Origin of the sequence: Mesorhizobium sp. KACC 23794 (genome assembly GCF_052180275.1) — a bacterium.
In the GTDB taxonomy this organism is placed as follows: Bacteria; Pseudomonadota; Alphaproteobacteria; order Rhizobiales; family Rhizobiaceae; genus Kumtagia.
Map to the genome: position 1 here is coordinate 4071229 of NZ_CP197465.1, position 22477 is coordinate 4093705.

At 58.2% G+C, this 22477-nt stretch carries 36 protein-coding genes; 30 read left to right on the plus strand and 6 right to left on the minus strand.

What is annotated here, in order from left to right; all coding sequences use genetic code 11:
- Nucleotides 1-17: 17 nt before the first annotated feature.
- The 9 genes from ACSBOB_RS19980 (at nt 18) to ACSBOB_RS20020 (ending at nt 6099) form a co-directional block, all read left to right on the plus strand.
- The gene (locus tag ACSBOB_RS19980) at nt 18-986 is read left to right on the plus strand and encodes a DNA-methyltransferase (protein WP_442577828.1); all 969 of its coding nucleotides are present in this window, start codon (nt 18-20) and stop codon (nt 984-986) included.
- Complete coding sequence (locus ACSBOB_RS19985; protein WP_442577829.1) at nt 983-1960, plus strand: hypothetical protein; 978 nt, start codon at nt 983-985, stop codon at nt 1958-1960. The genes ACSBOB_RS19980 and ACSBOB_RS19985 overlap by 4 nt, the downstream gene beginning before the upstream one ends.
- Before the next feature lie 273 nt (nt 1961-2233).
- Nucleotides 2234-2842 (plus strand): hypothetical protein, encoded by a 609-nt coding sequence (locus ACSBOB_RS19990; RefSeq protein WP_442577830.1) that lies wholly within the window; start codon nt 2234-2236, stop codon nt 2840-2842.
- A 242-nt stretch (nt 2843-3084) separates the two neighbouring features.
- The gene (locus tag ACSBOB_RS19995) at nt 3085-3318 is read left to right on the plus strand and encodes a hypothetical protein (RefSeq protein WP_442577831.1); all 234 of its coding nucleotides are present in this window, start codon (nt 3085-3087) and stop codon (nt 3316-3318) included.
- 95 nt (nt 3319-3413) lie between these two features.
- Nucleotides 3414-3944 (plus strand): hypothetical protein, encoded by a 531-nt coding sequence (locus ACSBOB_RS20000; protein WP_442577832.1) that lies wholly within the window; start codon nt 3414-3416, stop codon nt 3942-3944.
- Between the two features lie 19 nt (nt 3945-3963).
- A complete protein-coding gene (locus tag ACSBOB_RS20005; protein ID WP_442577833.1) occupies nt 3964-4863 on the plus strand; it encodes a DUF4238 domain-containing protein in 900 nt (299 codons plus the stop codon).
- Between the two features lie 53 nt (nt 4864-4916).
- Nucleotides 4917-5156 (plus strand): Ref family recombination enhancement nuclease, encoded by a 240-nt coding sequence (locus ACSBOB_RS20010; protein ID WP_442583779.1) that lies wholly within the window; start codon nt 4917-4919, stop codon nt 5154-5156.
- Nucleotides 5157-5256: 100 nt separating this feature from the next.
- Nucleotides 5257-5841 carry a hypothetical protein gene (locus ACSBOB_RS20015; protein ID WP_442577834.1) on the plus strand — a complete coding sequence of 195 codons (585 nt, stop codon included), beginning with the start codon at nt 5257-5259 and terminating at the stop codon, nt 5839-5841.
- 72 nt (nt 5842-5913) lie between these two features.
- Nucleotides 5914-6099: a DUF3606 domain-containing protein gene (locus ACSBOB_RS20020; protein WP_442577835.1), complete on the plus strand. Its 186-nt coding sequence runs from the start codon at nt 5914-5916 to the stop codon at nt 6097-6099.
- On the opposite strand, the gene ACSBOB_RS20025 is transcribed toward ACSBOB_RS20020, so the two are convergent.
- Genes ACSBOB_RS20025 through ACSBOB_RS20040 form a run of 4 tightly spaced genes read right to left on the minus strand, consistent with a single transcriptional unit; the run spans nt 6096 to nt 8120 of the window.
- Nucleotides 6096-6356 carry a hypothetical protein gene (locus ACSBOB_RS20025; protein ID WP_442577836.1) on the minus strand — a complete coding sequence of 87 codons (261 nt, stop codon included), beginning with the start codon at nt 6354-6356 and terminating at the stop codon, nt 6096-6098. The genes ACSBOB_RS20020 and ACSBOB_RS20025 overlap by 4 nt on opposite strands.
- A 20-nt stretch (nt 6357-6376) precedes the next feature.
- On the minus strand, nt 6377-6985 hold the full coding sequence (locus ACSBOB_RS20030; RefSeq protein ID WP_442577837.1) for a lambda exonuclease family protein: 609 nt from the start codon (nt 6983-6985) through the stop codon (nt 6377-6379).
- Nucleotides 6986-7007: 22 nt separating this feature from the next.
- Complete coding sequence (locus ACSBOB_RS20035; protein WP_442577838.1) at nt 7008-7397, minus strand: hypothetical protein; 390 nt, start codon at nt 7395-7397, stop codon at nt 7008-7010.
- Nucleotides 7398-8120: an ERF family protein gene (locus tag ACSBOB_RS20040; protein ID WP_442577839.1), complete on the minus strand. Its 723-nt coding sequence runs from the start codon at nt 8118-8120 to the stop codon at nt 7398-7400.
- Nucleotides 8121-8254: 134 nt separating this feature from the next.
- Between ACSBOB_RS20040 and ACSBOB_RS20045 the strand changes: the two genes are divergently transcribed.
- The 6 genes from ACSBOB_RS20045 (at nt 8255) to ACSBOB_RS20070 (ending at nt 11168) form a co-directional block, all read left to right on the plus strand.
- Nucleotides 8255-8410 (plus strand): hypothetical protein, encoded by a 156-nt coding sequence (locus tag ACSBOB_RS20045; RefSeq protein WP_442577840.1) that lies wholly within the window; start codon nt 8255-8257, stop codon nt 8408-8410.
- Between the two features lie 18 nt (nt 8411-8428).
- Nucleotides 8429-8767, plus strand: a complete 339-nt coding sequence (locus ACSBOB_RS20050) for a hypothetical protein (protein WP_442577841.1) — start codon at nt 8429-8431, stop codon at nt 8765-8767.
- The gene (locus ACSBOB_RS20055; RefSeq protein WP_442577842.1) at nt 8764-9120 is read left to right on the plus strand and encodes a hypothetical protein; all 357 of its coding nucleotides are present in this window, start codon (nt 8764-8766) and stop codon (nt 9118-9120) included. The genes ACSBOB_RS20050 and ACSBOB_RS20055 overlap by 4 nt, the downstream gene beginning before the upstream one ends.
- A 112-nt stretch (nt 9121-9232) precedes the next feature.
- Nucleotides 9233-9481, plus strand: a complete 249-nt coding sequence (locus tag ACSBOB_RS20060) for a hypothetical protein (RefSeq protein ID WP_442577843.1) — start codon at nt 9233-9235, stop codon at nt 9479-9481.
- A gap of 116 nt (nt 9482-9597) precedes the next feature.
- Complete coding sequence (locus tag ACSBOB_RS20065) at nt 9598-10680, plus strand: DUF262 domain-containing protein (protein WP_442577844.1); 1083 nt, start codon at nt 9598-9600, stop codon at nt 10678-10680.
- Nucleotides 10677-11168 (plus strand): hypothetical protein, encoded by a 492-nt coding sequence (locus ACSBOB_RS20070; protein WP_442577845.1) that lies wholly within the window; start codon nt 10677-10679, stop codon nt 11166-11168. The genes ACSBOB_RS20065 and ACSBOB_RS20070 overlap by 4 nt, the downstream gene beginning before the upstream one ends.
- Here ACSBOB_RS20070 and ACSBOB_RS20075 read toward each other — a convergent pair.
- Nucleotides 11165-12115 (minus strand): hypothetical protein, encoded by a 951-nt coding sequence (locus tag ACSBOB_RS20075; RefSeq protein WP_442577846.1) that lies wholly within the window; start codon nt 12113-12115, stop codon nt 11165-11167. The two genes, ACSBOB_RS20070 and ACSBOB_RS20075, sit on opposite strands and share 4 nt — an antisense overlap.
- Nucleotides 12116-12324: 209 nt before the next feature.
- Here ACSBOB_RS20075 and ACSBOB_RS20080 point away from each other — a divergent pair, with 209 nt between their 5' ends.
- Nucleotides 12325-12831 (plus strand): hypothetical protein, encoded by a 507-nt coding sequence (locus tag ACSBOB_RS20080; protein WP_442577847.1) that lies wholly within the window; start codon nt 12325-12327, stop codon nt 12829-12831.
- Nucleotides 12832-12864: 33 nt separating this feature from the next.
- On the opposite strand, the gene ACSBOB_RS20085 is transcribed toward ACSBOB_RS20080, so the two are convergent.
- The gene (locus ACSBOB_RS20085; protein WP_442577848.1) at nt 12865-12996 is read right to left on the minus strand and encodes a hypothetical protein; all 132 of its coding nucleotides are present in this window, start codon (nt 12994-12996) and stop codon (nt 12865-12867) included.
- Nucleotides 12997-13101: 105 nt separating this feature from the next.
- On the opposite strand from ACSBOB_RS20085, the gene ACSBOB_RS20090 reads away from it, so the two are divergent.
- From ACSBOB_RS20090 to ACSBOB_RS20155, 14 genes are all read left to right on the plus strand, one after another.
- Nucleotides 13102-13374, plus strand: a complete 273-nt coding sequence (locus ACSBOB_RS20090) for a DUF5681 domain-containing protein (RefSeq protein ID WP_442577849.1) — start codon at nt 13102-13104, stop codon at nt 13372-13374.
- Nucleotides 13375-13555: 181 nt separating this feature from the next.
- Nucleotides 13556-13969, plus strand: a complete 414-nt coding sequence (locus tag ACSBOB_RS20095) for a hypothetical protein (protein WP_442577850.1) — start codon at nt 13556-13558, stop codon at nt 13967-13969.
- An 86-nt stretch (nt 13970-14055) separates the two neighbouring features.
- Nucleotides 14056-15393: a terminase large subunit domain-containing protein gene (locus tag ACSBOB_RS20100; RefSeq protein WP_442577851.1), complete on the plus strand. Its 1338-nt coding sequence runs from the start codon at nt 14056-14058 to the stop codon at nt 15391-15393.
- An 11-nt stretch (nt 15394-15404) separates the two neighbouring features.
- Nucleotides 15405-16832 carry a DUF4055 domain-containing protein gene (locus ACSBOB_RS20105; protein ID WP_442577852.1) on the plus strand — a complete coding sequence of 476 codons (1428 nt, stop codon included), beginning with the start codon at nt 15405-15407 and terminating at the stop codon, nt 16830-16832.
- On the plus strand, nt 16822-17844 hold the full coding sequence (locus ACSBOB_RS20110; protein ID WP_442577853.1) for a hypothetical protein: 1023 nt from the start codon (nt 16822-16824) through the stop codon (nt 17842-17844). Before ACSBOB_RS20105 ends, ACSBOB_RS20110 begins: the two co-directional genes overlap by 11 nt.
- 86 nt (nt 17845-17930) lie before the next feature.
- On the plus strand, nt 17931-18608 hold the full coding sequence (locus ACSBOB_RS20115) for a hypothetical protein (RefSeq protein WP_442577854.1): 678 nt from the start codon (nt 17931-17933) through the stop codon (nt 18606-18608).
- A gap of 45 nt (nt 18609-18653) precedes the next feature.
- A complete protein-coding gene (locus ACSBOB_RS20120; protein WP_442577855.1) occupies nt 18654-19586 on the plus strand; it encodes a major capsid protein in 933 nt (310 codons plus the stop codon).
- Nucleotides 19587-19592: 6 nt separating this feature from the next.
- Nucleotides 19593-20093 (plus strand): hypothetical protein, encoded by a 501-nt coding sequence (locus ACSBOB_RS20125; RefSeq protein ID WP_442577856.1) that lies wholly within the window; start codon nt 19593-19595, stop codon nt 20091-20093.
- The gene (locus tag ACSBOB_RS20130) at nt 20094-20576 is read left to right on the plus strand and encodes a DnaT-like ssDNA-binding protein (RefSeq protein WP_442577857.1); all 483 of its coding nucleotides are present in this window, start codon (nt 20094-20096) and stop codon (nt 20574-20576) included. It abuts the gene before it with no gap.
- A complete protein-coding gene (locus ACSBOB_RS20135; RefSeq protein WP_442577858.1) occupies nt 20573-20947 on the plus strand; it encodes a hypothetical protein in 375 nt (124 codons plus the stop codon). Before ACSBOB_RS20130 ends, ACSBOB_RS20135 begins: the two co-directional genes overlap by 4 nt.
- Complete coding sequence (locus ACSBOB_RS20140) at nt 20944-21381, plus strand: hypothetical protein (RefSeq protein WP_442577859.1); 438 nt, start codon at nt 20944-20946, stop codon at nt 21379-21381. Before ACSBOB_RS20135 ends, ACSBOB_RS20140 begins: the two co-directional genes overlap by 4 nt.
- A complete protein-coding gene (locus ACSBOB_RS20145; protein WP_442577860.1) occupies nt 21371-21775 on the plus strand; it encodes a DUF3168 domain-containing protein in 405 nt (134 codons plus the stop codon). The genes ACSBOB_RS20140 and ACSBOB_RS20145 overlap by 11 nt, the downstream gene beginning before the upstream one ends.
- Before the next feature lie 54 nt (nt 21776-21829).
- Nucleotides 21830-22003 carry a hypothetical protein gene (locus ACSBOB_RS20150; protein WP_442577861.1) on the plus strand — a complete coding sequence of 58 codons (174 nt, stop codon included), beginning with the start codon at nt 21830-21832 and terminating at the stop codon, nt 22001-22003.
- Between the two features lie 63 nt (nt 22004-22066).
- Entirely contained in the window at nt 22067-22474 is a 408-nt protein-coding gene (locus tag ACSBOB_RS20155; protein ID WP_442577862.1) for a phage major tail protein, TP901-1 family, read from the plus strand.
- Nucleotides 22475-22477 lie beyond the last annotated feature (3 nt).

A 22477-nucleotide genomic window follows, 5' to 3' on the forward strand; every position in this document is an offset into this window, starting at 1 on the left:
AATCGGAAGTTCGGTATGTGTCAGTTTCAATCTTGGTCGGCGATTGCCGGCAACGTCTCTCAGAATTAGCCCCAAACTCAATCAATACCTGCGTAACCAGCCCGCCGTACTTTGGCTTGCGCGACTACGGGGTCCCCGGCCAAGTTGGCCTCGAAAGCGATCCGGGAGACTTCGTCGCCGCCATGGTGGAGGTCTTTGCCGAAGTGAAGCGCGTACTACGCGACGATGGCACTCTCTGGCTAAACCTCGGTGATACCTATGCTGGCGGTGGTTGTGGAAGCCGAGACCCGGAGAGATGGCCGAAGCAGAGCCGCAACGACCACATGCCGGTCCACGCGAAGCGATCGACGGGGCTCCCTTACAAAAATCTCCTCGGCATCCCGTGGCGAGTTGCCTTCGCCCTGCAGGCGGACGGTTGGATTCTCCGTAGTGATATTATCTGGAACAAGCCGAACCCGATGCCGGAAAGCGTCTCGGACCGGCCAACCAAGAGCCATGAATACATCTTCTTGTTCAGCAAAAGCCCGCGCTACCATTATGACGCCGACGCCATTCGGACACCCCTCGCCGCCAAGACGCACACCACCTTCGGCGCCAGCCGGAAGCCAAGGGGTGATGCCTCTGGACTGGTGAAATCCGAAAACTTTGGCAGCTCCTGTGGAGAGCGGAAACCTCGCCTCGATCCTCTCGGGAACATCGCAGGCGCCAACAAGCGCGATGTGTGGACTGTGGCGTCCAAGCCCTATCGCGGCACCCACTTTGCAACATTTCCAGCAGATCTGATTGAGCCCTGCATTCTCGCAGGCTGTCCGGCCGGAGGCACGGTGCTGGACCCATTCGGCGGCGCCGGGACAACTGGCCTGGTCGCCGACAAGTTCGGCAGGGATGCCGTCCTAATTGAGCTCAATCCGACCTACGCGGAGCTGGCGCGGGCAAGAATTGCAAACGACAACACGCTTCTGTCCAACGTGAGCGTTGCGGCATGAACCTCCAGACCTTCGACGTGGATATTGCCCACAAGTACGGGCTTGAACCGGCCATTCTGTTTCAGGCGATCGGCTACTGGTGCAACCACAATAAAAGCAAGCCAGACCGGCAGCGCGACGGCAAGGCGTGGATGTACATGAGCCGCCGCGAATGGCTGGAGGAGTTCTCCTTCATCGGCGAAGGCACCCTCCGCTCGTCCCTGCAAAAGCTGGTCGATGCCGGTCTGGTGCAAACTGCCAATTACAGCGAAGGCATGTACGCCCGCACCACGTGGTACTGCGTCACCGACCTCGGCTGGGACCTTTGGCTGAAACAACCAATAGGTTCGGCTGAATCAGCCAAAGGCTTTGGTCAAAACAGCCAAACCATTACAGACACTAACTCAACAACCACTATCTCTCTCTCAGCGGAGTCCAAACCAACGAAAGCCCCTTCCCGTGCAAACCCTCGAATCCGCCTTGTCCAGTTTTTCGCGGACAATCCAAACTACAACCTCGGCTGGCGTGAATGGGCAAAGGCGCAATTCCGATGGGACGATGCCCGCGTCAAGTTCGAGTGGGACGACTTCTGCGACTACTGGACAAGCGGCAACGCTGCCGGTGGTGGTCTCAAGTCCGACTGGCCTGCGACCTGGCGGAGCCACTGCCGTCGCGTTTCCGGGCTCAAAGGACGCGGCCCGCAACCTGCTGGCGGAACATCCGGACAAGGTGGCGGCAAACGCTACGACGTCGTGGCTGCCGCTGGCCGTCGCGCAGTGGCTGAGCTGTTTGGAATCGACACCGAAGGACATGGAGGGGCGCCCGCTCCGGTCGATCCCCGCACCGTCATTGACCGAGATAGAGAGGACGCACTTGACGCAGTGTTTGGGCCTTCTGGATCAGGCGATGAAACCCGCCAACTCCCAGCCCCTACTGCTGAAAGAAGCGATACAGGTGGCGATGGTCGAGTTGCCGTTCCGGAGCCGGTCGAGTGAGGAGCAAGTTGCCCTCACCCTCAAGGTCTGGATGGACGCCTGCCGGGACTATCCGATCTGGGCTGTCCAGAAGGCGGCGGGGTGGTGGAGCCGCGGCGTTCGTGACGGCGCCGATCTTGGCAACTTCCTGAGCGACGTGCGGCTGGCGGTCGGCGGGAACGTTCTTGCGCGGCGACGGCGGCTCGAAGGTCTGACTGGTGGCTGCGGAGAAGGTCGGATATCTAATGTGCGATAGTTGCCTACACGGCAGGCCGAGCCCACCGAGAGCAAAACATGCCTCAACGCCTTCGCGCCATTTTTAAGTCGGAGAACCAAGGGGGCAGAGAGCGTGAGAAGTTCCTCTCAAGGGTCTTCGGCATCTTCTCAGAGGACGTGGTCAAACTCTGGGCCAACGACGGGCGGTCGCCATATGAAAACCTCGGCCGTCCAACAATCAAAACACCAGATGGTGAGAGCTATACACTCGATTTCACTCTTAAAGATCGCAAGACCGGCAACACTTATGTAAGTGAGATGAAATGCGAGATTGAATACAATAACTTTAAATACTTCGTTCTTGGCCACTCTTCACAACTCGATCATCACCGAAAGCCCGCATTTGAAGCTTTCCTGAAGGCCACGCGTCCAACTGCTGATCAAACGGTTCTCGTTAAAAAACAAAGCGTTGCGACTGAGGGAGCAATCCTCATTTGGGGCTCCGTGTCGCCGGAAGCCCGGAGCGAAATCATCAAAGCAAGGGGTCTTCATGACGTTTTGTCGCTGGAAGAGATTTGCGCGGACCTGGCCTCGTGGAAATGTGAGCGATACGCCGAACTAATCCAGCAACGCCGGAAATGGTGTGACGAGCTTTTCACTGGCTTGCTGGAGGGTGGCACCCTCTGATGTCGTACCGGGATTGAGGCGAGTTGCTATGGGCCGGACGGGACATGTGCTCGCCTGCCGTTTCGTTGGCCAGTAAGAGAAATCAGGAAAACCCTACTGTTCACCCTGTAACCGTCGTGCCTGATTGACACGGCCCATAGCGTCTACCAACGGCGGCACCCGCAAAAGGTTTCGTGCTTAATCGCCCGATATGCCCCGTTCTGCCGCTGGCGGTGGCAAGTAGCCCGCTCCATCTATCGACGATGCGTTTCCTTACGACCTTTCTGGACATTCTGACCCTCGGTTTGGCGTGGCCGCTGACCAATTGGTTGGCTGGCTTCTTTGTCTATTGCTGGCCGGAATTCGATGAGGGTCACGATGAGGCCCGCGAGCGTGCTGAGGACATTCGCCGTCTCGCCTTCATTTACGGCGATGACGATCCGATCGTGTTCGCGTGGAAAGAGAGGCAGGAGCTGTCCGCACGCCAATTGCACTGATCTCCTAGCGCTAACAACTTTTATTAGTTCTATGACTTGCATGTTAGATTTTCTCTGATATGAGTCGGGCATTACAACGCCTGGAGAGCAAACCCATGACAACCGAGAGCTACGTTGAGTTTGCGGGCCTAACCGCCGAAGCGGTGCGGCTGATCGAAGGACTGAGAAGGAGCCCCGACGACACTAAATCCCAGATATTAGTTCGGTCGCTGACGCCCTTACAGAAGGCCCCTGCCCCTGCGGCCTCCAGCGCCAAGCTGATCGACTACAAGGAGGGAATTCGGCTGCCGGTCGGCGAGAAGCTGTACCTGTTCCTCGCTGAGGCCGACAAGAACGAAGGCAAGCCGGACGCCGAAGGCGAGATTCGCGCCGACGGTTTCTACATGGACGGGAAGCTGGTTCCGCCGCGCAAGGGTCGCCCTTTTCAGCCGGCGATGGAGAAAGTCCAGAATCGTAAGAAACACTTCAGCAAGAAGAACGGGGGCGTGGTTTCGCTGAGTTCGATCCGCCAGTGGTGCGTCAAGCGTGATGGAAGGTTCGTGACGCTGGAAGAGCTGAAAGACCCTGATCTGAAGCGCACCCGGGGTCCGAAGCTGAATCTGACCTTGGAAGACCTCAACCTCTAGTTCGGCCACCCGTGCGATCATGTCTCACCGCAGGCACCATTACATTCCGCAGTTCTACCTGCGGCCTTGGCTCGGGGCTGACCACAAGCTTGAGGAATACGGGCACGTGCCGCCGACCGGGGAAATCCGGTCGCGGCGGCGCGGGACCAAGTCGACCGGCTATGAGGACGATCTCTACAGCATACCCGGCGCGACAGCGGAGACGCGGCAGAACATCGAGCGGATTTTCATGGGCACCGTCGATAAGACTGCCGCCGATGCTCGCGACATGCTGCTGCGAGGTGTTATCCCGACCGGCCCGGAGCGGCAGGCGTGGGCACGCTTCCTTATGTCCGTAGTCATGCGGACACCTGAGGAAATCAGGTTGATGAAGGAGCACTACACCAGCAATCTCTTAGCCACCGATCCTGACCTGGAAGCCGAATATAAGGCTCTTCGCAGGTCCGACCTGCCGCCGACTTTGGGGGAATACATGACCACGCTCGGCGCGGCAAACCTCGAACGGAGCGCTCTTGTCCTGGCGGTGGACATGATGCAGTTGGAAAGCGTGACGAAGCTCTTCATGAGCGCTCAATGGTGTGTGCTTGATATAGGTGACAGCCGCAAGAAGCTGATGACGTCTGATCATCCGGTGGTGATGACCAATGGCTTAGGCCGGTTCGACGGCCACTTCGCGATCGCGATTAGCCCCCAGAGGTTGTTCGTAGGCTTTATGTTCGCCGGCTTTGCCGATCGCCTCCAGAAAGAACGGCCTGAGAAGGTCATCCGGTTGTTCAATGATGCCGTGATCGGTCAAGGGCGCAAGTTTGTGTACGGTGTCGACGGGCGGAACTTGGCAAAGGTTCGCCGGCTGATGGGCACCCGCGAATACATGCAGTTCGTGTCAGGACGAATGAAGTCTGCTAAAATTGCAGCGTGAATTCTGCCGACCGTGCCCACCTCTCCCGCTTAGCCGCCCTTGGCTGCGTGGTGGTGTTCCCGGATACCGGCGAACGGTGCTGCTCCCCCGCTGAAATCCATCATCCTCGTGCCGGTCAAGGCATGGGCCAGCGTGCCGACCACTCTCAGGCGATTCCGCTGTGTTTCGCCCATCACTCCGCTCAATCGCCCCTGCCCTATGGTCACGCCATCCACAAAGGTCAGAAATCGTTTGAGGTGCGGTACGGGACTGAGGCGGAGCTGCTGGAGCGGACTAGAGAGTTGCTCGGCTGAAGCTCGGACCTCCTGGCCCCTTGCTGCTGGCCTTCGATGCTGGCACTTTCACGATAGGCTGACGCTCAACGCAGCTAGTGGGCTGCCAAAGGAGAAGCGAATGAGCGGTGGCGCACAATTCACCAAATGGGAGGAGACCGTCCGGAACGGCGGCATCCTGATCTATGATGTCGGCAGCACCGCTTCCGGCTGGTCCACCGCCATTTCGACTGCGGAGACGCGGTTTAACGCCCTTTCAACCGCCCTCAGCCTGAAAGTCAAAATCAGGGCGGCAAAGCCTGAAGAAAAGGCTTCGGCCCACATCCTCGTCGCTGCGGTCAATGGCAGCTACACCTTCGACCGGGGAAAAAGTATCCCGCCCGGCACGGGCAGCCTGCCAGCGAATGGAAACAAGGGCGCGACGGAATACAAAGCCACGACCGATGGCCTGGTCAGGGCCTACATCTTCCTGCCGCTGAATTCCAAGCATGGTGATTTCATGAAGGTTGTCATGGCCGTGCACGAGTTCTTCCACGCGTCCGGGCTCCACGAGCACAGCGACCTGGCCAAGCCGGACATCATGGCTGAGACAATGATGCCGAGTGGGCCCGACAAGGTCGAAGCTGGCGTCTTCAACAGCCGAATGATGCCGCCTATCTGGATGTCGAACGAGACCGGCGCGAAGATCGCGAACTGCTGGTCATAGCCACCTACCCACGATTGGGAACCCTCGGACTCTGTCTTCGTTTGCCCGCATGGCAACCCAAAGGAGGCAGTTATGGCCGACGACAAATCCAAGACTGGCAATCGAGACCGCAAGTTCGTTGCTGGCGGTCAGCCCTACGAGGTCGACTATCTCGCCAAGGAAGCAGGCATCTCAGCGGAGCAGGCAAAGGCCCTGATTGAACGCTACGGCAACGACCGCAAGAAGCTGTTGCGGCACGCCGAAAATCTCCGGGGTTAGCCGCGCCCGGGCTGGAAGTAAGCCAACCGTCCCAATGCTGCCGGACTGGTGAGGCTGTTGCTGATCCGGCGCTGTGGAGGCGGTTGCTCCGGGAAGGTGAGTGGCAGTGTGCCAAGGAGTTCATTTTCTCTCGCCTTGAGCGATATCATGTCCGCAATGAGTGCTTCCCGGCTTTCCGGTTCCGCCATGAAGCGGCGGAACAGGGAAATTTGGAGGTTTTCGATGTTCCGGAGCAATTCACTGTCGGCGCCGGACATTATGAGAGGGCAACGTGGCATCAGTATTTCCTCCTCACGTTGGCTACCAGCCTGGCTAGCTCAATACGGAAGGCGGCGACCGCCTCGCGGATTTCAGCATGCTTCGCCTCGTCAGGCTCTACGCGAACGACGAGGCGCGGTAGTTCCGGCGAGTAACTCTGAAACCAGCACGCCTTCCGACCGGTGACCAACAGACTGCCCTGCACCTGCATGGCGTAGTCAGTGGGCAGTGTCCCCTTCTCCAGCCGCTCGATTTGCACCGTCGGAATGCAGCATTTGAATTCTGCCAGCTCGTCGTCTCCGATGAGGCCATCGGGGGAGCATGACAGGCCGATGTCGTGGTTGCGAATGATGCCGGTCTCGGTGATGTCCCGGCCCAACTCGGCGGCCAGCAACTCCCGGGCCTTCGGCTCGGTGTCCTTGCCCATCTCAGTGTAGACGTTTCCGGTGAAGCTGGCGGCGCTGCGTCCTAGAAGCAGCTCGGCGGCCAGCTGACGCATATACTTTGCTCGGGTTTTGCCCTCGCCTTTGGCCATCAGGCTCGAAAGTTCGGAGCACGTTACCCAGCCCGTGCGGGCGGCGTGCCACTCGGGGCTCCCTTGCTCAAGGCGTAGTTCTTCGATGTTCAATTCATGGGCTCTCCTATGTTGGTTATCGGCCCAGGGCGAAATCCGCCCCGTCCGGGTATGGCAGTACGATGTCGAGGTAGTAGGCCAGCCGCCCCAGCCGATTCAGGTACTCGGTGAATTGGCGGACTGTCAGCTCGGTGGTGGATTTGAGGGTGTGCACGGTCTTGCCGTGTATCTCGATCGGCTCGTATCCGAGGAACCGCTCTCTCAGCAGAAGGTGAAGCTCCTGCTCGTCATAGCCGGTATAGTCGGCGACGACGTGAACCCACATCCAATAGAGGCGGTTCTGCTCCACGGTGCGGGATCGGCGATGCGGCTTGACCTCCACGCCCAGCAGCGGTGAGGAAGGCAGGCGGGCAACATAGGCCGCAGCCGCCTTCCGGCGCTCTATGGTGTCGATGATGAAGTACATCTAGGCGGCAGACTTTTGGCCGATCTTCGCAATCACGCTGTCGAACCACTCCAAGCGGATTTCGGTCAACGTCTCGATTTTTAGGGATTTGCAGAGGTCTGCTGCTGTCTTGCCTGCGCGGTCCAGCTTCTCAAGGATGATGTCGCGCTGGGTTTCGCTGATATAGCTGACTTCAGCGGTTTGGGCGTCGTCGTCCTCGCCACCGGTCGAGATGTTGAGCAGGGCGCACATCGTATACCGCTTGCCGTAGCTGGTGGATGAGCCGACACCCTGCACATTGTTCTTGCTCCCGCTGCTGTCCAGCGGCAGTGCCATGGTGGTTTCGACCTTGTGCCCCATTTTGTGGCAAAGCACGCCGGTCACTAAAATCGCCTTATCCTCGAAGCCGGTTCGGAAACTGATGGCGAACCCGTACTTCTGAAGGATGGGTTTGATTACGGCATTGATGTCTTCGAACTTGGCGTAGCGGCTCTGCACGGCGCCTGCGGTGTTCTTAATCTCCCCCTTCTCGGTAATGGATGGGATTTCAGCCTGCATCTGGGCGAAGTCGGTGTTGAACGCCATTTCGGCGTCCCGGCTCATGATGCGCTCCTGCATCGCCAGCAGTCGCTCCATCTTCTCGATATCGACGTTCGGGTTTGTGGCTGCCCGCTCGATGACGGCGATCATGTTTGCTGCGGCGCTTGGGGTTTCCGCGCCTTGCACGGCTATTTCTGTACTCATGTTATACCTCCTTGTTGGTTAGGTATAACGGTGAGCCATAGATGGTTTAAGGTCAATATATATTTATCTCGATAAACCCATTTACAAGTATAATTACCTGTGAGAGGCTATTCCCTAACAAAGGAGAATAACCCATGAATAAAGATACTACCTATAACCCCCTGCCCGATACCTTCGCCGACAAGGTGGCTGATGCCTATTGGGCGATGCGCGATAAGCTGGCGGAAAAGGGCCGGACGAACGCGCTGGCCGTGTGTGCTGGCCTGCTGCTTGCCGCGCTGGCGATCTAATCAAGGAAAGATCGGTATGTGAAACACACCCCGACACCGTGGGCCGTCGTCGAAAATGACGGCGCCTACATGAAGCAGGCCGATAATGCGAAATATCGCATTGAGGCGCAAAACCCTCAGGAGCATGTGGTCGCTCTAATAGTCAGCGACTTACCAGATGACGTACTACCGGCTGAGGCCAACGCTGCCTTCATCGTCCGCGCCTGCAATGCGCATGACCAGCTGGTCGAAGCCCTCAAACAGGTCATGGGCTGGATTAGCAATTGGAGCCCAAACTTTGAAACGGACGAAGAGTGGCAGACGGTCGCAAAGCCGCAAATCTTGGCTGCCATCGCCAAAGCGGAGGCTCAGTCATGAGCCACTGGCAATACCTCTGCGCCCTTCCCCTGCGCATGATGGGCAAGCGGCCTACCGGCAAGCTGCCAAAGCCGCGCACGGCATCCCAGCTCGGCATTCAGGCTGACGTCATCCGCCGCCTCATCCGATACGGCTGGATCGATGCTCGCACCGTCCTGCATATGGGCACCACCGACGCCCATAAGATGTTCACCCGCCTGCGCCGCATCGGCGTACTGTATGGGGCTGACGATGCGAACGGCCATGTGCTGCTGCCCAATCACTCGGGCTCGGGTCGATACCGGCGTCACCGCTGGACCGGACGTGTCCCGTCCGGGTTTGAACGTCGCAAACGTGTGCGGGGTGGGCGGTGAACGAATGGCTCATCTTCGCCGCGATCTGCTTCAGCGGCGCCATCATCTGCCTTGTCGGGCTCGCCGTTGAGCTGGTGATCGACCTCTTTCACTATATGAAAGCACTACTGCAATGAAATTCGAGACCATCGAATGCCTGGCGCCCGGCGAACTGCGCCGGATGCTAGGCAAGCTTATCGGCACCGCAACCTGCGGGCGCGGCAACAGGGGCGGCATCGCTGAGGTTGCCCGAAACATGGGCATGGACCATTCCACGCTGTCGAACGTGCTGGCCGGACGAAAGAATCCCGGGCGGAAGTTTCTGGCTTATTTCGGTCTGGAAGCGCGGCAGGTGATTGTGCGAAAGACGGGTTCCCGCTGACCCCAGCGACGGGATTAGCCTAATGACCTGTGGCTTCACTCGTCGTGCACGAACCTGCTGTGTCGGCTCCCGAGACATGGTATGTCGACGTACGACAGTTCGAGGCGGGGGCGACTATGGGCGATATCGAAGAACTTCAGGAAGACCTCGACGATCTCAAGAACGTTGACGATGCGGTTGAAGATGTCGCCACGACTGGCGAGCTGTTTTCCATTTCATCGTTCGGCGTGGACTACCCCGTCGAAACTCTGGTCTCGCGGATGGAGAAGAAGCTCTTTTACATCCCGCCATTTCAGCGCGCTTTTGTGTGGTCGCAAAACCAGTGCTCCCGCTTTATAGAATCGCTCCTTCTTGGGTTGCCAGTCCCTGGCATATTCCTGTTTAAGGAAGCTGATACCGGCAAGCACCTCGTGATTGACGGTCAGCAGCGTCTGAAATCGCTACATTATTTCTCGGAAGGGATCATAAACGGGAAGGAGTTCACACTTTCCGGACTCAAGACCAAATTCGGCGGGCGGACCTACAAATCCTTGGATGAAGCGGACCGCGCGCGGCTTGATGACGCCGTGATCCACGCAACAGTGTTCAAGCAAGATTTGCCTGAGGGTGAGATCAATAGTGTCTACGAAGTTTTCGAGCGGATTAATACGGGCGGAGTGAAACTATCTCCCCAAGAAATTCGCTCGTGCATCTGCCACGGAAATTTCAACAACTATCTTCACAGATTGAACGAGAATCCGGAGTGGCGCGCCATCTACGGCCCCAAGAGCAAGCGACTTAAGGACGTAGAGCTAATCCTCCGATTTCTGGCCTTCTACGAGAAGGGCGCCGAGTATGAGAGTCCGATGAAACACTTCCTGAATGACTACATGAAGGAACGGCGGAACCTCACCGACGATCAACTGAAAGACCTTGGTGATATATTCACGAAGACGATGGCCTTTGTAAGCCGCGCACTCGGGAATCGCACCTTCCGTCCAGACAGGTCACTGAATACCGCCGTTTTTGACTCTGTCGCGACCGCGCTCGCTCACCGAGTTGCGGCGAAAGGCGAACCCGATGCGGCAGCGGCCGCGGACGCCTACCAGGCGGTGCTGAACAATGCCCGCTTCATTGAGGGCTATATCAGGTCGACTGCGGATGATGAGAACGTCAAGAAGAGGATGGAGGAGGCCGAGAAAGCCTTCGCTGCTATATGAAACGGCAGGAACTCCAAGCGGAGTTCGACCGCCTGAAAAATCAAATCTCCATCGTGAAGAAGGGTACCGGCACAGATCGGGACGAACTCATTTCGCTGTCCAGCCAGCAAATCTGCGTCTCGATCTGCGGGAGCCTTGAGCAGAGCCTGAAGCGCATTTTCATCGAGTACGCGAAGCAGCGCTCGAACAGTCGCATATACCGACCAATCGAAAAAGTTTGCGATAGCTACCAAAATCCGAAGTCGAGTAAGGTCCTCGATATGATTGGCCTGTTCGATGCGGATTATGAGGCTGAGCTAAGGCGGCAATGGGATAACGAATTGGAGGTCGAGAAACAGCACATCGACAACATGGTGGACGATCGTATCACGATCGCGCACCGCAAGAAGGTCCACGTCAACGTCTCATCATCCAAGCTGGAAGACTACCATAAGGCGTACAGCGGTCTCTTGAGCCGTGTTTACGACCACTTCCTCGGTGCGAATTAGGGGGTTCCGTAAACATCTCGAAAGTCTTCACGCCAAGGGAGCGTGGTAGTTCGGTATTGCGGGTTCTGGGGGTTTAGAAGCTCCACAGCCTTTCCCATAATTGGTTCGATCACTTCGCCGAAATATTGCGGCAGCGACGCCTGCTGGATGAAAGTCACTAGAAACTTGCCGGACAGCTTGCTTGTCTGGATTTCGCGTCCAAACGTAATGAAGGGCACGCTGACCGGGTGAGGGTCAGCCGCTGAGGAATCGATCATAAACAGCGGTCCGGACGTGACTATCAAAGGAAAAAAGAACCACATGTAAGCCCAGTCGGTGGGCGTTTGATATCTTGGCATAAGCTCCTTATGGGCTTTCAAAGCTTTGGCCATGGGGTAGAACATCGCGTCGTACATCCCGTCATGGTTCGCATACCATTTAGCGCTGCCAGCCTTGGCGCGATCATTCTCGGCCTCTTCCCCTTTTGCACCTGACTTCCGCCTCACTCCACAGAATTGAACCGCCTTCCATGGCGTTGAGGTCGCCGGGAGGAGCCTGTTGAACCCGAGATGGCGGAAGGCCGGAAAGGTCCAGAATTGCGTTCGACCGTCGGTTAGCTTCTTCTCCATTCTGTATTCAAACGGGAAACAAAACTCTTCAGGTACCGCCAGAAAATCGACCTTGTCTTTAGGTCGGGTTATGAAGACGTACGGCGTTACTGTGTTTTTGCACTCAACAATCAATTGTGCGGTTGCGCCAATCTTGTCCCGCTCGTCAGCAGCGTACCGCCGCGTGGCGACAACGTCGATTTCGCGCGACTTCCCTTCGTCCATGTCCTCAAAAGCTGTGTTGGGACGAACCTGGAATCCCTGCTTTTCTATCGTCGTCGCCACCTCCTGCTCCATGAGGTAGCCTGAGGCCCTTACGGCCTTCATGATGTCCTCTGGGTCGGGCTGTCCATCAGCCATCAGTGCGTTCCTGGGTTGCGCTTGCCAATCGCTTACTCTTGCGGCAACAGCTCTGGAAAATAAAGAGTGGCTGGCGGCTATCCCTCAGCGCGCGATAGGGTCGGTATGTCGTGGGAAAAAGAAGCTTCACCGCGCATGAACGATGGGCCGTTTTCATGGTCCATGGACCCAAGTGCTACCTGTGCGGTCGTCCCCTGAACTTCGTCTCCATGCAGGTTGACCACATCCTGCCAGAAAGCTTGCTCGATGATCCCAATCGGTTGACCGACGTTCTCACGCAATTCTCGCTTCCGCCCACGTTCGAGATAAACTCGGTCGAGAACTGGCTCCCCGCCTGCGGGCGGTGCAATCAAACGAAGCGCGAAACGGTCTTTGAGCCGGTGCCGATCATCCAACTCTATTTGATGAGGGCCAAAGCGAAGTCAGACGACGTCAATCAGCTTATCCGAGAAATGGTTGATGAAGCTCAGGTGGCAAAGGCTTTCGGCGTGATTGAGAGGGCGGTTGAAGGCAAAACGGTAGAATCGAGAACACTCATACCCCTTATAAACTCGGTCATTCAGAAGCTGGGGATGGGGACGCTCGATAGTTTTTCCCTACGCGATCCGGATGACGATATTATAGCCCTGGTGGTCAAAGGGATGGAGTCCGTGCGAAAGCCCCGTCGCTATGCGGTGCCCATAGCCGACGGTCTCACTCTCCACTTTCGCATCTAAGAGGGCGCCCCGCAGGCGCCCTCTTAGCCGTCGCTACTGCTGCGCCTCAACCTTCGGGCGGCTGTCGAAGAAATTGCGGGCGTCAGGCTTGGTCTGGCCATCCTTAAAGCCCATGTTGAGGGATAGGCCTGCAATGGCGATGGCTGCGAAGAAGAAGGCGAACATAGGTATAACTTTCATTTAGTTTGGGCTTTATGCTCCTCCGGCCCGCTAAACCTGTCAACAGCATTGTAGGTTGCCAATAGCCGCAACCTGAGTCACGATTCCTTGGTGAGTAAAAACAGCGGCGGTGCAGCGGCCAAACGTCCTGATGGGCGCCCGGTAGGCACGCCTTTCAAGTCCGGAACGTCCGGAAATCCGAAAGGGAGGAGGAAGGGTCTGCGCAATAGCAAGACCATCCTTCGTGAGCTTCTGGAGATTGTGGAGTCGGTTGCCCATCCCATCACGGGCGAAACCTACGAGGCCGACCAGCTCGAACAAATTTGGGCCGAGCAGGTGAAAAGGGCAAGAACGGCGAAGGCTACAGCATCGACCGCATTCTGAACCGGCTTGAGGGCGCGGTTGGCCAGAAAGTCCAGCACTCCGGCGATCCCAATAACCCGATCGCCACCACGCATGTTTACCTCCCCGCCAATGGTCGGGAGACAAAACCTGTTGACGCTTCGGGGAAGTTGCCGCAGCATCCTATAAAGAAATAACCTCTGATGAAATAAAGGGTCTATATGTGAAACAATACATCTCGAAATTCCTGTTCGGCATTCTCGCGGCCATGGTGGTCATGCTGCCGGTACAGGCTCAGACTTATTCCAAGTCCATCGCCAACAGCAATGGCAACTTCAATGTGCGCGTCGGCGTCTATAACTCCGGTACCACGGTGCAGGATGGCAGGGTGTTCGACAGCTCTGCGGGTGCCTATCTGATTGTCAGCGGCACGGCGGTTGGGCAAGCGATCGTCGTTCCCGTCCTCGCCGACGGTTCTCCAGGCGGTGCGCCAAGCCAAACCATTAACGTCTACATCACCAGTCCTACCGTCGTAAGCTGGACGGGTCCGCTACCCTTTACGGCGTTGCGTGTGAGCCCCAGCGCCAGCCTGACGGGCACCAACTCCGTCACATCCAAGATTATCCAGTCGAAGTAATCTCCCCTACCTCGCCTGAATGATAAGAGCCCCTTCGGGGGCTTTTTGTTTGCCGTAAACCTCGTTCTGCCCCCTTAATAGGGTATATGGAAATTAGACCGCAGCCGGGACCACAGGAACAATTCCTGTCATCGGTCGCGGACATAGTGGTTTACGGGGGCTCTGCCGGTGGTGGTAAAACCTACGCGCTCTTGATGGAGCCGCTGCGCAACACCGACAATCCCGAGTTCGGTGCCGTGTTCTTCCGGCGGGATACGACGCAGATCACAAACGAAGGCGGGCTGTGGGACACAAGCCAGAACCTGTACCCGCTCCTCGGCGCCATTAGCATCCAGCAACCATACCGGTGGACCTTCCCGGCAGGCGCCACGGTCACCATGACCCACCTGCAGCACGAGAAGGATGTGCGTGACTGGCAGGGCGCCCAAGTCCCGCTCATCCTGTTCGACGAGCTTACCCACTTCACCCGCAAGCAGTTCTTCTACATGCTGAGCCGCAACCGCTCGACCTGCGGCGTCCGTCCCTACATCCGTGCCACCTGCAACCCGGACCCTGATAGCTGGGTGGCTGAGTTCATCGCCTGGTGGATCGGTGAGGATGGCTATCCCATCCCTGAGCGCAGCGGTGTTGTCCGGTGGTTCGTCGTCATCAACGATGTCATCCGCTGGTCCGACACAGCGGATGCGTTGGTCGAGCTGTATGGCTCGGAAGCCGAGCCGAAGTCGGTCACATTCATCGCCTCCAGCATCTATGACAACAAAATCCTGCTCGAAGCCGACCCCGGCTATCTCGCCAACCTCAAGGCGCAATCCCTCGAAGAGCAGATGCGCCTGCTGCACGGCAACTGGAATTTCCGTGCCGAAGGCGGGCTTATCAAGCGCGACCAGATACTCCACCTCGGCGATGCCACGATGCCCCGCATGGTCCGCATCGTGGTGGCGATCGACCCTGCTGTTACCGCAACCGCCACCAGTGACGAGTGCGGGATTGTGGTGGTCGGCAAGGGGGATGACGGGCGCGGGTATGTACTGGATGACGTGAGCGGCGTCCTCACCCCTGACCAGTGGGCACGGCGGGCGCTCAATGTATACGACCACTACCAAGCCGATATCATCGTTGGCGAAGTCAACAACGGCGGCGACCTCGTCGAGCGGAACATCCGGATTGTGGACAGTTCCGTAAACTTTAAGGCGGTACGGGCCTCGCGTGGTAAAGCCATCCGCCTTGAACCAGTGGCCGCACTATATGAGCGCCACCAGATTACTCATGTGAAGCATTTCGATAAGCTCGAAGGCCAGCTTTGCAGCTATAACCCCGAAACATTTGACAAGAGCCCCGACAGAATGGATGCTCTCGTATGGGGTTTTAGCGAACTGATGCTTTCCAATAGCGGCGGCAAGCAAACCAAACTTAAAGGTATTTGATAAGTCCATTTATGCCGGTCAACACACTCCACCCCGATTATGAGGCCCATTCAGCTGACTGGTGCCTTATGCGGGACGTGGTGGTGGGCCAGAAGGCAATTCAGAAGGCTGGTACTAGGTACCTGCCTCGGCTCGCCGACCAGTCTGACGAGGAATACGAGGCCTACAAGAAGCGCGCCACCTTCTTCAATGCGACCGGGCGCGTGGTCGACGCCCTCACCGGCATGGTGTTCCGGAAGGACGCGGTAATCGAAAAGGCTGAGGGCCTGACCGTCGTCCTTGAGGATATGACGCTCACCGGCACCCCATTCCGACAGTTCGCCGAAAATATTGTTGAGCAGGTGATGGCGGTCAACCGGGTGGGTGTCCTTGTGGACTATCCCGACGCCAAACAGGCGGCTGCCGACCGGGTCGTGACCGTCGAAGTAGCAGAAAAGCTCGGCCTGCGGGTCTATGCCAGCCTCTACCATGCGGAGGACATCATCAACTGGCGCACTACGCGCGTCGGCGGCAAAACCGTCCTGAGCCTCGTGGTGCTGCGTGAGTGCGTGCATGAGGTCGACCCCGCCGACGAATTCAACGTCACCACCAGGATTCAGTATCGGGTCCTGGAACTGCTTAATGGCCGATATCAGCAATCGGTTTGGCAGGAAAACTCCAACGGCCACCGGGTCACCTCATGGACCCTCATCATGCAGGTCACGCCAATCCGTGGCGGCAAGCCTCTCGATTATATCCCCTTCGAATTCTTCAGTTCCGAAGGTGGTGACACCACGGTCCGCGATCCGGTCCTCTACGACCTGGCTGTGGTCAACCTTGCCCATTACCGCAACACCGCGGATATGGAGCACGGCCTGCACTTCACCGGCCTGCCGACCGCCGTGATTTCCGGCGTGGACAGCGTCGATGATACGTACCGCATCGGCTCCGCCACCGCATGGGTGTTCAAAGACCCTACCGCCAAGGCCGCCTATCTCGAATTCACCGGCGCCGGGCTGGGGCAGCTGAGTACTGCCATAAAGGACAAAGAAAGCCAGATGGCAGCCCTTGGCGCGCGAATGCTGGCACCTGAAAAGGCGGATGCGGAAGCCGCCGACACCCTTTCCCAGAAGCGCCAAGGCGAAACTAGCACCCTCGCCGCGCTGGCGAACTCGGTCAGTCGTGGCCTGAGCCGTGTCCTGACCATCATGGCGGAATGGCAGGGCACTCAAACAGCCGTCATCGTCAAACTGAATACCGACTTCCTCGCCGTCTCGATGCCGCCCCAGCAAATCACCGCTCTGTTGCAGTCGGTCATGACCGGCAATCTGAGCCCACAATCCTTCTACGAAGCGCTTGTGAAGGGTGAAGTGGTCAGCGGCGCCCGCACGTATGAGCAGGAAAAGGCCCTTATCGACGAAGCAGGCGTGACCGCGCCACAGCCAGGCGATGACAAATAACGAGCGCTTGGCGGAAGAGCTGCGGAAGCGGCAGCTTCACCTTCTCCGGCACCAGGTATCCGTCCGCGCCGAACTCGACCGCTTCCTCGCCCTCCTCGATAAAGCAATCGTCGCCTCGATCGTCACCATCGCGCCGTCTGAACCAATGCGGGAGGCCTACCGGCGCCAGCGACTGGACAAGCTGATTGCTGCGGTCGCGGACAGCATCAAGGCCACTTATGCCGACATGCAGTCCTATCACCGCCGCGAAATGCAGCAGCTGGCCGATGTGGAAGCCGGGTACCTAGTGCAGGCGGTCAACGACCTGCTGGATAAGTCTCCGGTCGCCTTCGCCTTGTCTGCCTCCGAAGCCTTGTCCCTCGTCGATACCGCACTGATCTCCGGCGCCCCGATGAAAGATTGGTGGGCTGAACAAAGTCGCACCATGCGCAAGCGGTTCTCGCAGGAGATGCGGATGGGCTTTATCGGCGGGGAGAGTGATGCCGATCTGGTGCGCCGTGTCCGCGGCTCGAAAGAGCTGGGGTATGCGGATGGGCTGATGGAGGTATCCCGCCGCATGGCGCGGATGCTGGTTCGCGGCGCCGGTAGTGCGGTGGTGAGCGCCACCCGCAAGAAGCTGGTCGGCGACAATCCCGACGTGTTCGAAGGCATTCAGCAAATCAGCGTGCTCGACGGCCGGACCTCTCACACCTGCGTCGCTTATGCCGGGAAAGTCTGGGCGGTCCCCGGATACAAGCCGATCGGCCACTCCCTGCCCTACAATGGCGGCACGCCCCGCCATCCCAACTGCCGCAGCACTGAAATTCCCGTCATCCGTGACGATTTTGGCGGCGGACCCGCCGATGACGTGGACTTCGACACCTTCCTTGATGGCAAGCCCCAGGCGCTTGTTGACCAGCTCCTCGGCAAGGGCCGGGCAGAGCTTTATCAGACCGGCCAAATAACCTTGGCAGAACTCGTAGATCAAAATGGCCGACCTTTAACACTGGAACAGCTTCGGAATATTCGTTGACAGGTTTAACACTTCGCCCTCATTGTTTAAGGGAAAGGTTTTACCGGGGGTAATTCCATGAAATAACCAAGTCGGGGACTTGAACAATGCCAATCGACCTTGAAGCGCCAGAAGTCAAAGCAGCCATCCAAGAAGCTGCGGACAAACTGGCACAGGAGAAAATAGCTGCCGAGACCGGGGGTCTTAAAACCAAAAACACCGAACTGATGGATGAGGTAAAAGGCCTCAAAAAGAAGTTCGAGGGCATCGATCCTGACGAGGTCAAGCGCCTAAAGGAAGAAGACCGCAACAAGAAGGACAAGGATGCTGATCCGGTCGAGTTGCGCAAGCGCATTGAAGGCGAGTTTACGCCGAAGCTGACCGCTGCTGAGAAGCGCGCGGAAGAAGCCGAGGCCAAGCTCAACGGCACCATCGTCGACAACCAGCTTACGTCTGCGCTGGTGGAAGCCGGGGTTGCCAAGGAATTCCTGCGTGCGGTGAAAGCTGACCTCAGCTCCACCCGCAAGGTCGAAGTCAAGGATGATGGGGTCATCGTCGACGGGAAGCCGGTCGCCGACTTTGTAAAGGGTTGGGCGGCGGCAGACGGTAAAGCCTTCATTTCTGCCGGGAGTCATTCCGGTGGCGGTGCGGGCGGCGGTGGAGGTGGCGGGGCTGGCTCCAAGAAACTCTCTCAGATGAGTGCAGCCGAAAAGGCCGCGCACATGACGGAGATTGGACCCGATGCCTATCGGGAAAAGGTCAATAACGAACAGAAAGCACAGTAAGTGCCCTCCACAAAGCTCTCCGACGTCAAAGCATATGACGTCCTTATGGCCACTTCGTTCTACGAACGGATCACCCAGAACATCAATGCATTCAATGGCGCCTCCGCAGGCGCGCTGCGCATGCTCAACGACAAGCTCACCGGCGACTATGAGAAGCTGGCGTTCTTCAAGAACATGTCCGCGCTCACCCGCCGTGACGTGACGAGTTCGGCGTCCGTCGAGCCCACCAAGATGACGATGGACGAGAACATCAGCGTCAAGGTGAAGCGCAAGTACGGCCCAGTGGATACTGACCGTGGCGCTTTCCGCTCCATGAACATGTCTCCCGACGAGGCATCGGTCCTCGCCGGCCAGGCAATGGCCGACGAAGTGATGCAGGAAATGCTCAACACCGCCATCGCCGCCCTTGATGCCGCCCTGTCCGGACAGACTGAGGTCAACAAGGACGTCAGCGGTGCCGGTAGCGATAACAAGATGAGCCACAGCAACCTGAACAACGCCCTCGCCCAGCTCGGCGACGCTTCCTCTCAGGTCAAGCTGTGGGTGATGTCCGGCGCTGCCGGTCACGCCCTGCTCGGCAACATGCTTTCCGGTGTTGCCCCGCAGTTCAACGACAGCGGTATCAGCGTCTATAACGGTGGTGTGCCGACCCTTGGGCGTCCGATCATCCTGACGGACTGCGATGCCCTCAATCCCACCGACAAGTTCGTCGTTCTGGGTCTGACCGATGCTGCGGCCCTGCTGAAGATTTCTGAAGATGCCGAAGCATTCAGTCAGGTCATCCTCGGAAACGAGAACATTGTGACCCGCTTCCAAGGTGAGAGCGCCTACAACATCCAGCTGAAGGGCTTCAAGTGGGATACCGGCAACGGTGGTGCCAACCCGAATGCTGGCACCGTGGCCACCGCCTCCAACTGGGACAAGAACGTCACGTCCCACAAGAGCCTCGCGGGCGTCCGCCTGGTCGTGGCCCGCTAGGAGGTCATGACCATGAAAATCGGTTTCTATCAGCACTCCTCCGTCACTTTGGCGGAGGTAGCGGCGGCCGTCGCAGCTCTCGGCGTGAAGGTCTCCTACCGGAATGCCCTGTATTTCAATGAGCGCGAGACTGAGAAGTTTGACCGCGTAATCGTCGATGAGGGCAAGAACACCGAGGCAATCGTCGCCGCTTACACCGCTGCGAAGGTCCCTCTGGTCCCGTACGCAGAGGTTGCGAAGGGCAGTAGGGAAGTTGAAGTCTTTCTGACTGGCGTGAAACCAAAGAAGGCTGAAGCCACGCCTGTGCCGGTGCCGACACCGGTTCCCCCTGAGGCCCCACAACCTGAAAGCAGCGCAGCACCAGAAGCGACACCCGCCCCTGAGCAGCCGAAGCCAACTCGCCAGCCTCGCGTGCCCACCAAGCCGCTCAACGTTGATGCGCCGCGCAGCAAGCCCAAGCCCGGCAAGAAGCAGGGTGAGACCGAAACCCCGAAAAAGGGTGAGTAGGTGGATGTCGGCACGGATGCCTACGTCAGTGTTACGGAGGTCAATGACTATCTGACCGCCCGTGGTCAGGTCACGGCATGGGCCGCCGCCTCCAATCCCGCCAAGGAAGCCGCTATCATCGAAGCCACCAGCTTCCTTGATGCGGCTTTTTCGTGGGTCGGCAAGCTGGAGGATACCGACCAATCCCTCGGTTGGCCGCGTGTTTGCGCTACCGATCGGGAGGGCCGGACGCTGTCCGATATCCCTACCCCCGTCAAAAACGCGTGCTCCGAGCTGGCTAACCTCGCCCTTGGCGGTCGGCTGATGCCTATGTCGCTCTCCACCGGCAGCGCCGCGGTGAAGCGCGACAAGATCGGCGATACCGAGACGGAGTACGACACCACCCGCTTTGAAGGCTCCTACGAATACGTCCGCATGATCCTGCGTGGCATCGGCAGCCTGAGCGGCACCGGCATCGGAATGAGCAAGCTTGTCCGGACGTGAGCATCAGCGACCGCCTTGCCGTGATGGTCACCCGCATGCTGGCGCGGGACGGCTTCATCGCGGCGATCGAACGCCAGAATACGCCGGGCGGTGACTTCGCCAGCACGGCACCAAGCTGGGTCGCGGTGGCTACGGTGCAGGCGGTTTGGGATAACCCCCGCACTTTCACCAAGGGTGTGAACGACGGTGCTCCGGCGTCGACCATCACCCGGAAAATGACCATCGCCTATCGTGATGACCTGAAAGACCCCTCCTCCGGGGTCGGCCTGCGCGTCACGGTGAACGGCGTCGTCCACAATGTCATTTCGGTGGGTGAGATCGGCGCAAGGGTTGGCCTGCGCCTCCTGCTTGATGCGGGGACGGAAGCATGACCGTCCGCAACGTCCAGCGCCTGACGCGTAAGCTTGTAGGCATTCCCGAAGGTGCGCGCCGCCGCATTGAAGGTGCTTTGCTGGCCTCGGCAGCAGAGATGAACAGTTTCGCTATAGTCAAAATCCAAAAGGGCTCCGGGACTGGCCGCACGTACAAGCGTGGCCAGCGTAGTCATACGGCATCCGCGCCCGGGGAGTATCCAAACAGCGACTATGGGGAGCTGGTGCGCAAAATGTTCTTCGAAATGCGCGGTCGACTCACGGCAGTATGGGGTAACTCCGCCAAGCATGCCCGTCCGCTGGAACTCGGCACGAGCCGCATGGCTGCTCGTCCTTTCTTGCGTCCCACCTACCTCGCCCTGCGCGAGCGCGCCAAGAAGCGTGTCGGTGACGCCGTTCGTGAAGCCCTGAAAGCCTACGCCCGTGGCCGATAGCGCGCTCCCCCTGCTGACAGCGGTGCAGACGTTACTCCTTGCCACCGCGCCGGTCACGGCTCTGGTCGGCACCCGCGTCTACGGCGCTGTGCCCGTCAAACCCACCTATCCCTTTATCCTTGTGACGGCGGACAGCCTGCCGTTTGCCGCAAACGACTTCGCCGGCATGGAGCATCGGTTGCGGGTCCAGGCGTTCGCGCGTGAGAACCGGCCTGGCACTGTCCTGACCATCCGCCAGAAGGTCTTTGACGCCCTCAACCGCAATGAAGCGGCCTTGACGCTTCCCGGGAACACCCTCGTTTTGATTGAGCACGATGGGCTCTCAACCTGCTTCCCGGAAGAGGATGGTCGAACCTATCAGTCTGCCATCGAGTTTAAGGCTCTCGTGGTTTAATCCTTTTCTTCAAATTAATTCTCTCCCATGATGGGCACAACAAAGGGTCTGCATATGAAAGTTCTGATGCTTCGCGATAAACTAGCTTCTGAAGACGGGGTCACAACCAAGCTTTTTGCCACCGGTGAAACATACGACATAGGCGACACACTTGGAGAGGGCTTTATTGCAGAGGGCTTGGCCGAGACTGTCACCGATATTAAACCTTCTCGTCGCAAGGCTGAGTAGTTTGATGTTGCCGTTTAAGGATTTTCGGGTTTAATCTATTACCAATAACGGAAGGGTCATAATTTGGCTGCACAAAAGGGACGGGCAGTGCTCGTCAAATACAACTCCACTGGAAGCACTTATGTGACCGTGGGCGGTAGCCGCGAGGTCACCCTTACCATCAACAATGAACCGGTCGACATTACCAACTCGGATGACGCGGGCATCCGCAAGCTGCTGGAAGGCGCCGGGGTCAACTCCGTCAGCATCAAGCTGCAGGGGGTCTATGTCGAAGACGCCGCCGCCGCCGCGATGCGCGTCGATGCCAGCACGAACGCCCACCGCAATTACCAATTCGTGATGCCCGGCACCGTCGCGAAGACCTACCAGGGCAGCTTCATGATCGCCTCCTACGAGGAAGCGGGCTCCTACAACGGCGCGGCAACCTACAACATCACATTTGAGTCCGCCGGCGCGGTCACTATCAGCTAGGAG